Below are 6086 nucleotides of genomic sequence, written 5' to 3'. Positions count from 1 at the left end.
TCGAGGATGCGCAGCGCCAACCGACAACGCGGCCGCCCGCCAGGGCAACCGCCGCAAGGACCGCGAGGGTGGCGAAATTGGTAGACGCACCAGGTTTAGGTCCTGACGCCAGCAATGGTGTAGGGGTTCGAGTCCCCTCCCTCGCACCAAAGTCCTTTTTCGTTGCGTCGCCGCAACGATTTCACTCCCCACCATTCAATACCCCTTCATACCAATAGCCCTTATTCTATAAGGCGTGGCGGGTATCAAGCCGGGTTTACGCTACACCCCCTCCCTCACCCTATTTGCCACTATCCGTTCGATGGGCTCTCCCATTTTTCTCCCACGGTCCTCCCACGAACTCATGGCATCCATTCTCAAGACGGCGACCGGTTGGCGCGTGCAGCTCACAGTAAAGGGCGCCCGGGACAGCCGCATGTTCGACACCAAGGCGCAGGCTCAGGAGTGGGCGGTGAAGCGCGAGGCCGAGATGCGATCCATCGACGGCGGCATGGGGAGCAAGACCCACACGGTGGGCGACGTGTTCGACCAGTACCAAAAGACGGTCAGCCCGACCAAGCGCGGCGAGCGGTGGGAGAAGCTGCGGCTTGAGCTGATCGGAAAGAAGATGGTTGAGGGGAAGCCGTTCCGTGACATCCGGCTGGCCGACCTGAAGCCTCACCACATTGCCGCGTGGCGCGACGCGCGCGCGCGAGACACCGTCCCAGGATCTGGAGCGAAGATTTCCGGGTCATCCGTATCCCGCGAAATGTCGCTGCTGTCCCATGCGCTGGAGGTCGCCCGGAAGGAATGGGGCTGGCTGATCGCCGATCCGATGAAGGAGGTGCGCCGGCCGCCGGACAACCCGCCGCGCGACCGGCTCATCTCTGACAAGGAGATCGAGAAGGTCACCCTGGCTCTTGGGTATCAGGAAGGGATGCCGGTGGCCCTGCCGTCGCAGCGGGTCGCCGTGGCATTCCTGCTGGCGATCGAGACGGCCATGCGCTCCGGGGAGATGCTGGGCTTGACCAGCGACACGGTGGACTTCGAGGCGCAGGTTGCGCACTTGCCGCTGACCAAGAACGGCGGCGCGCGGGACGTGCCGCTCTCCATGCGCGCGCTCGAGCTGTTGCGGATGCTGCCGAAGGTGGAAGAGGGCAAGCCGCTGTTCGCGCTCTCGGCTGCCAGCCGGGACGCCCTGTTCCGCAAGGCAAAAGAAAAGGCCGGCATTGCCGACCTGACCTTCCATGACACCCGCCATGAGGCGATCACCCGCCTGGCGAAGAAGCTTCAGCCACTGGATTTGGCCCGGATGACCGGGCACACCAACCTCCAGGAGTTGCTGACCTACTACAACGAGTCCGCCCGGGACATTGCGCGCCGGCTCGGCTAGTCCGTCTTCCGGGGCCGGCCCGCCGGCTGCTCGCGGTACGACTCCGCCCAGGCGATGACCTCGGCCGCTTTCCAACGTGGGAGGGCCTTCGCCAGCTCGTCCTTGCCCGACTGCACCGAAGGGATGCGGATCGGCTTCGGGAACCCGGGCAGAGTCACCACCCGCTCGCGCACCACCTTGGGCGAGCGGACCAGGTATTCGGCGATGCGCTCCACGTCCCACAGGGTAACGCTCACGGGCAGCGCTGGCCGCACGTGATTGGCCACGGCCACTGCAATGCGTTCGATCAGGTCTGCTTCGCTCATGGTGATGCTCCAGTTTCTGGCTGTTGTTTCGATGATTCGTGCTGCTGCTTCGGTCATTCCAGTTCGTGTTCTGCTTGCCGCATCGCGGCCGTGAGTTCTGCCATCGCGTCGTGCGTGCCGCCGCGGTCCGGGTGGTCGGTCTGGGCGCGCCGCCGGTACGCCGCTCGCACCGCGGCCATGTCGCGCTCGCCTGCCGGCACGCCGATGACCTCGCGCCAGCTGCGCGCGGCGGCCGGCGGCGGCAGGGCGGTGAAGCCCGTGAATGCCCGGTCGAGGATCTGGGCGCCGCCGTGCCGCTCGATCGCGCGCAGCGCTTCCAGCGTTGCCGCGATGGCGGCGAGGTTGTCGGCCACGGCGCGGTACCGATCGATTGCCATCACGCGCGGCGCACCTGCCCGGTCCTGCCAGTAGACGGCGGCGCCCGGGTCGGTGGGCTCGCGCTGGCCAGATCGCGGCAGGCCAYCCAGGCGGACCACCACGTTGGTGCTGATCACCGTGTAGCCCGGCCGCGCGCCAAGGCGGGCCAGTTCATCCAGCACGCGTTTCACGCCGTCGGACACCGTCAGGGCCTTGGTGGTGGTCCACGACGTGCTGCCGCCGTTCGTGTAGTTGACCGTGCGCCGGTCCTTGCGGCCGAAGCGCGCGTCGGCGCGCTGAGCGTCGGTTTTGCGGGGCCAGCCGGCCGGCCAAGTGAGGGGGTAGTTGGTCATGCTAGGATGGTTGTCACGTTGGAGGGGCGGATATGGAACGCGTTTCCGAGTACCGAGGCTTCGAGATCCGGATGTTCCTGACGGGCACTTCCACAGACATGTTTGACGTCTGGTTCCAGATCACGGGCCCGACAAATCCAGCCGGAGTCGCCGCGATAGGAAAGCGGATCAAAGTTCACGGCAGCCCATTCTCCAAACGATGGGCATATCTGGTGGCTGAAGTCGCTGGCCGTGCGGCGGTGGACGTGATATTGGGCGTGGACGAGTAAATTGCCCGTTTGACTCCCGACGAAATGGAGGGACAAGCCATGGCTGAGAGCCTTATTTTCATGGGTCGGCACGTGACCTTTGAATTGACCGAGAGGACTTTCGGGATGTGGCATTGGACATACACCCTCGACGACCAAGCGACCTTTGAGAGCCAAGGAAACTCTTTCCCCACGCGTGAACTTGCGATGGCCGACGCCATGCGTGATGCAAGGAGTCGAATTGAACGGAGCCCGGAGTAGCCTTACACCGGCAACTTCATTGGTGCCACCTAACGTCACCATTCTTGGGAGACGGCCATGGCGAAGTGCGATGCTTGCTTTTCGATCCTCCCCGACAGCCGCGGGGAACGGGGGCACGACGCCCTTGTTGAAACCGGCAGTGAGAAAATCCGCCCGTTCGGGAAGGCACCCGTCATCAAGACGTCGTTCATCTGCTCGACGTGCGGTACGAAATGGACCTACGAGAACAACATGAACGACAGCTTCGCCGGCTGGCATGAGGTTGAGAACTGAGGTCATGCCGAAGCCTCTAGCACCAGCCCTGGCTGCCGCGTCCGCCCCGCTTGGAGCGCGATGTAGTCGGGATTGAGTTCGGCGCCGAGCCACCGGCGGCCGAGTCGCTGGGCGACACTAGCCACTGTGCCCGACCCCATGAACGGGTCGAACACGATGTCGCCGGGCCGGCTGCCTGCCAGAACGCAGGGTTCCACCAGCGCCTCGGGAAAGGTGGCGAAGTGCGCGCCGCTGTACGACTGCGTGGGGATCGTCCAGACGCTGCGCTTGTTCCGTGTCTGGCTGTAGTCGACATCCTCGCGGTCTGCGCGGTGCTGGGCTTTCTGGCCATGCTCGCCGTCCGAGTACTTCGTCTCCCGCGCGAAGCTGTTCTTCTTGGAGTAGCGGCCGGTTAGCTCGCGGTGGCCACCGGCATCGGTGTCCCAGCCCGAAGGCGTTCTGACCCGCGCTTTCGGGTCTGCATCAAAGCCGTGGCCGAAACCGACGCCTGTCGGCGTGATGCCGTGCGTCGCCGGCTCTTTGATCGCATCCGCGTCGAAGTAATACTTCTCACTGCGCGCCAGCAGGAACAGAGACTCGTGGGCCTTGGTGCAGCGATCGCGCACGCTCTCGGGCATTGGATTCGGCTTGTGCCAGATGATCTCCTGCCGCAGCCACCAGCCGGCGTCCTGTAGCGCGAATGCGAGGCGCCATGGTTGGCCCATCATGTCCTTCGCCTTGATGCCCGGATCGCGAATCTTACCCGTGCCGCTGGCTTTGCGCTGGCTTGCCGCAATCTGGCGCGCGCTTAGAACTGACGCCGCGACGCCGCCGTATTCGCGGCCTTGAGATCCCCATGAGCCGGCGTAGCTGTCGCCCATATTCAGCCAGAGCGTGCCCTCGTCGGCGAGCAGCTCGTGGCAGAGGTCGAACACCTCGACCATGTTGTCTAGGAATTCGCGCAGCGTCGGCTCCAGCCCTAGTTGGCCGGCCACGCCATAGTCGCGCAGACCCCAGTACGGCGGGCTGGTCACGATGCATTGCACACGCACGCCGGCGGCGATCAGGTTGCGCATGACGGCGCGGCAGTCGCCTTGGTAGCAGTGGTTGGTCAGCATGCTGGCTCCGTCTGCTGAGCCACGGAAAGTGCCACCGCCACCGGCCGTACCCACACCGGCGTGGCTGACAGCATGAACGTCTCGCCGGTCTCGGCCAGCAGTAAGATGTTGCGCGGTTCCTTTGTGAGTCGTCACGCTGAGTACTCCTGCTCTGCCATTTCGCAGAAGAAGCTGCATGACGGCAACACTTCGTTGCGAACGATCGGCCCGGCGGGCAATTTTCGGAGCGGGAAGCGCTGGTCCTTCAGCGGCCCGGAACGATAGCGGAGGAACCAAGAGCCTTCCCCGATTTCATCCTGGAGCAAGCAGGTGGATTCGAAGTATTCTGGGAAGTCCGCGCGGATGGCCCGCCAATAGCCCTCGCCACCTTTCACGCAACCGATGCAGTTGGCATTTTCATAGCCGAGCAGGTACATCGCGGGCAACGCAATACCGGCGCGCTGGACCATCGCCTTGCAGTCTTCCTTGCTCAATTGGGCGTCGATCAGCGGCGCCAGAATTGGGCGGTCTGGATTGCGCTCCCGGAAGTCATCCAGGCGGTCTTCTTCTTCCAGGGTATAGCCAAACACCATGATGTCGCCCGGTTGCTTCCATGCGTCTAGGACATCGCGCTTCAGCGCTTTCGAGCATGGCGCTCCAGCGGGGCCCTTCATGTATTGCCGGCGGCGGAACACCTGGATGACGCTGGCGCCGTAGCGTTCGTCCCGAAGAGTGGTGATCGGCTTTCCGAACCACGCTTCGCAGTCGGCAGCGAAGCGACGGTTATCCTCATGCTCTTCCTTCAGGAAGGCATTGATGATCTGGACATCCCGCGATGGCCCGAACTGGGCTATCGCGAGCTTTGCCGCTACTGCCGAAGCAGCGCCACAAGAGAACTGGCAGACGATTCGGCTCATGCTAGGATGCCTCCCCAAAACGGGAGGGCTGAGGGGTGTTGAAGCAATATTGGCGATGGCTTGAGTTCGGGGCCGCACTGCTGGCGCTGACCATACTGACTCTTGCCTGCCACGCGATGTGGCCGGACAAGGATGGCGTTGCTGCATGGTTCCAGGCAGTTGGATCTGTGGCTGGCATCGGAATCGCCATATACGTGCCGTGGCGGCAGGGAGCGGATAGAGTCAAACGCGATCGGGTAGAAAAGCTGGACCACCGGTTGGTGATTGCGCGTCGGCTGCGAGGCATTACATCCGAATTCGTTGTGGTATGCAGTGAGCTCGATAATCAGCGAAAGGAATTCCTTCGTGTCGCGGATATGGTGAACGTCATGAATATCAACGGCGAAGGCCTTTCGAGTGTTTTTGACCAGACTCTGCGGCTCGACGAAGCGGATCTGCAGCCCGATGCGGTTGGCCTTGGCTCTACAATTCGGATCCAAATACGGCGTATGAAGATTCAGATCGAAAAGAACCACGGCCGGTCTCTCCTTGGTTTGGATCCTGAATTTGAAGGGAAGTGTGCAGAGTGGATCAGTTCCGCAGAGAGCTTCGATAAAGTAGCTTCGGACGTTCTTGCTGCTGCAGAGTTTGCGCAGAAGCGCGCTTAACAAGACGCGCTGCGATAAATTCGTAGTGAGGTGCGCGGCGACCTCGATGCCGCCGATGCACCTGCAGGTGGCGATCATGTTGCCAACCTGCGAGGCGGCTTTCTTGAAGCCCTTGGCGCCCCCGCCGAGGCCGCAGCAGAAGCCGAAGGTACGATATTCGCGGCGGATCATGCGCGCACCTCGCTGGCGGCCTGCGTCGCCGCCTGCAGTTCTTCGATGCTCTTCCGCGCGCGCTCGCGCCAGTCCGTGCCGTGCTGCAGCGCCAGCTGGATCAGCC

General features: G+C 63.2%; 8 protein-coding genes and 1 tRNA gene. 4 read left to right on the top strand and 5 right to left on the bottom strand.

Annotation, left to right across the window (positions count from 1 at the left end):
- Nucleotides 1–62: 62 nt before the first annotated feature.
- Nucleotides 63–149, top strand: a tRNA-Leu gene (locus tag AB4Z27_RS28280).
- A 194-nt stretch (nt 150–343) separates the two neighbouring features.
- Nucleotides 344–1372 (top strand): tyrosine-type recombinase/integrase, encoded by a 1029-nt coding sequence (locus tag AB4Z27_RS28275; protein WP_441645876.1) that lies wholly within the window; start codon nt 344–346, stop codon nt 1370–1372.
- Here the strand turns inward: AB4Z27_RS28275 and AB4Z27_RS28270 are convergent.
- Both AB4Z27_RS28270 and AB4Z27_RS28265 read right to left on the bottom strand, forming a co-directional pair.
- Nucleotides 1369–1677: a hypothetical protein gene (locus AB4Z27_RS28270; RefSeq protein WP_149137542.1), complete on the bottom strand. Its 309-nt coding sequence runs from the start codon at nt 1675–1677 to the stop codon at nt 1369–1371. The two genes, AB4Z27_RS28275 and AB4Z27_RS28270, sit on opposite strands and share 4 nt — an antisense overlap.
- Nucleotides 1678–1730: 53 nt before the next feature.
- On the bottom strand, nt 1731–2387 hold the full coding sequence (locus tag AB4Z27_RS28265) for a hypothetical protein (protein ID WP_441645875.1): 657 nt from the start codon (nt 2385–2387) through the stop codon (nt 1731–1733).
- A 32-nt stretch (nt 2388–2419) separates the two neighbouring features.
- Here AB4Z27_RS28265 and AB4Z27_RS28260 point away from each other — a divergent pair, with 32 nt between their 5' ends.
- Both AB4Z27_RS28260 and AB4Z27_RS28255 read left to right on the top strand, forming a co-directional pair.
- On the top strand, nt 2420–2656 hold the full coding sequence (locus tag AB4Z27_RS28260; RefSeq protein WP_441645874.1) for a hypothetical protein: 237 nt from the start codon (nt 2420–2422) through the stop codon (nt 2654–2656).
- A 297-nt stretch (nt 2657–2953) separates the two neighbouring features.
- Nucleotides 2954–3169, top strand: coding sequence for a hypothetical protein (locus AB4Z27_RS28255; RefSeq protein WP_441645873.1), 216 nt, complete (start codon nt 2954–2956; stop codon nt 3167–3169).
- Nucleotides 3170–3171: 2 nt separating this feature from the next.
- Here the strand turns inward: AB4Z27_RS28255 and AB4Z27_RS28250 are convergent, their stop codons facing one another.
- From AB4Z27_RS28250 to AB4Z27_RS28240, 3 genes are all read right to left on the bottom strand, one after another.
- Nucleotides 3172–4266, bottom strand: coding sequence for a DNA-methyltransferase (locus AB4Z27_RS28250; RefSeq protein ID WP_441645872.1), 1095 nt, complete (start codon nt 4264–4266; stop codon nt 3172–3174).
- A 131-nt stretch (nt 4267–4397) separates the two neighbouring features.
- Complete coding sequence (locus AB4Z27_RS28245; protein WP_441645871.1) at nt 4398–5162, bottom strand: hypothetical protein; 765 nt, start codon at nt 5160–5162, stop codon at nt 4398–4400.
- On the bottom strand, nt 5159–5980 hold the full coding sequence (locus tag AB4Z27_RS28240; protein ID WP_441645870.1) for a hypothetical protein: 822 nt from the start codon (nt 5978–5980) through the stop codon (nt 5159–5161). The genes AB4Z27_RS28245 and AB4Z27_RS28240 overlap by 4 nt, the downstream gene beginning before the upstream one ends.
- Nucleotides 5981–6086: the final 106 nt, after the last annotated feature.

The sequence above is a fragment of the Cupriavidus sp. KB_39 genome, assembly GCF_052114485.1.
GTDB lineage: Bacteria > Pseudomonadota > Gammaproteobacteria > Burkholderiales > Burkholderiaceae > Cupriavidus.
Note: the sequence above shows the minus strand (reverse complement) of the source record. Positions and strands in the feature narration are given on the sequence as shown.

Bases quoted from the DNA above. Each gene is read 5' to 3' on its own strand.
- AB4Z27_RS28275 (WP_441645876.1), top strand. From the start codon at position 344: ATGGCATCCATTCTCAAGACGGCGACCGGTTGGCGCGTGCAGCTCACA.
- AB4Z27_RS28270 (WP_149137542.1), bottom strand. From the start codon at position 1,677: ATGAGCGAAGCAGACCTGATCGAACGCATTGCAGTGGCCGTGGCCAAT.
- AB4Z27_RS28260 (WP_441645874.1), top strand. From the start codon at position 2,420: ATGGAACGCGTTTCCGAGTACCGAGGCTTCGAGATCCGGATGTTCCTG.
- AB4Z27_RS28255 (WP_441645873.1), top strand. From the start codon at position 2,954: ATGGCGAAGTGCGATGCTTGCTTTTCGATCCTCCCCGACAGCCGCGGG.
- AB4Z27_RS28250 (WP_441645872.1), bottom strand. From the start codon at position 4,266: ATGCTGACCAACCACTGCTACCAAGGCGACTGCCGCGCCGTCATGCGC.
- AB4Z27_RS28245 (WP_441645871.1), bottom strand. From the start codon at position 5,162: ATGAGCCGAATCGTCTGCCAGTTCTCTTGTGGCGCTGCTTCGGCAGTA.
- AB4Z27_RS28240 (WP_441645870.1), bottom strand. From the start codon at position 5,980: ATGATCCGCCGCGAATATCGTACCTTCGGCTTCTGCTGCGGCCTCGGC.